The 852-nt window shown below is 52.1% G+C and carries 1 protein-coding gene, 1 pseudogene and 1 other annotated feature; of the genes and pseudogenes, one reads left to right on the forward strand and one right to left on the reverse strand.

Translation table 11 applies throughout. From position 1 onward, the window contains the following. Positions 1-188, reverse strand: a pseudogene (locus tag B2W96_RS10980) (undecaprenyl phosphate translocase family protein); the annotation flags it as partial. A gap of 223 nt (positions 189-411) precedes the next feature. Then, positions 412-656 (forward strand) — a binding site (T-box leader). A gap of 65 nt (positions 657-721) precedes the next feature. Between B2W96_RS10980 and B2W96_RS11865 the strand changes: the two are divergent. Continuing rightward, a partial coding sequence (locus B2W96_RS11865; protein ID WP_414692967.1) for an ATP-binding cassette domain-containing protein occupies positions 722-852 on the forward strand: 131 nt, incomplete at its 3' end.

An 852-nucleotide genomic window follows, 5' to 3' on the forward strand; every position in this document is an offset into this window, starting at 1 on the left:
CGCCCCCAGTATTTTGGAAGCGCCCGCTTGGGATGGGTCAGTACCTCCATAAAGGGGCGGTATAAATCAAATGCCACGGCCAGCACCCCGCCAGACACGCCGGGCAGAATCGCCCCCGCCCCAATCAGCGCCCCGCAAAGAAAATCCCGCAGGTAGCGCATCATAAAATTGTGGTTTTGTTTTGGCACACGCTACCTCCGCTCGATATAGAAATACTGCTTTCATAATATATCAGTTCTGCCCTGAATTTGCAATTCGATTCTCCATATCTCGTTCTTCTTCGGATGGTTTCCCACCATTTTTGTCGGTTTTTTACAGAACCGTTTTCCCGTTTCAGGCATTTTACAGCAGTTTTTCCCTGTTGACAAACCTCTGAAACTCTCGTAAACTTAAGTGCAACAATTAAACATTGAAAAGACGATGAAGGAAAGAGTACGCAAACAGATACGTCGCAGAGAGCCTCGGCAGGTGAAAAGAGGTACGGAAGGGTTTGCGGAAGATGGTTCCGGAGTTGCGTGGCCGACCGCATATGCGCAGGCCGCGACGGGAGCGCCCGTCAGCGCGCAGGAGTGTGACTGCACTCTCAAAGGCCGCCCCCGTGAGGAGGCGCGCGAACCAAGGTGGTACCACGGCGTTTTTTTACGCTCGTCCTTGATGCATGGCATCAGGGGCGTTTTTTGTTGCCCAATTTACTGTATAAAGGAGGATGCTTGCCATGTCCATGATCGAACTTGAGCATCTGACCAAAATCTTTGCCGGCGGCGTTACCGCGCTGGACGATGTGACCTTAAGCGTAGAAGCAGGGGAAATCTTTGGCATCATCGGCCTTTCCGGCGCTGGAAAATCCACGCT

This window comes from Oscillibacter sp. UBA6647 (genome assembly GCA_002455655.1).
Classification (GTDB): domain Bacteria; phylum Bacillota; class Clostridia; order Oscillospirales; family Oscillospiraceae; genus Oscillibacter.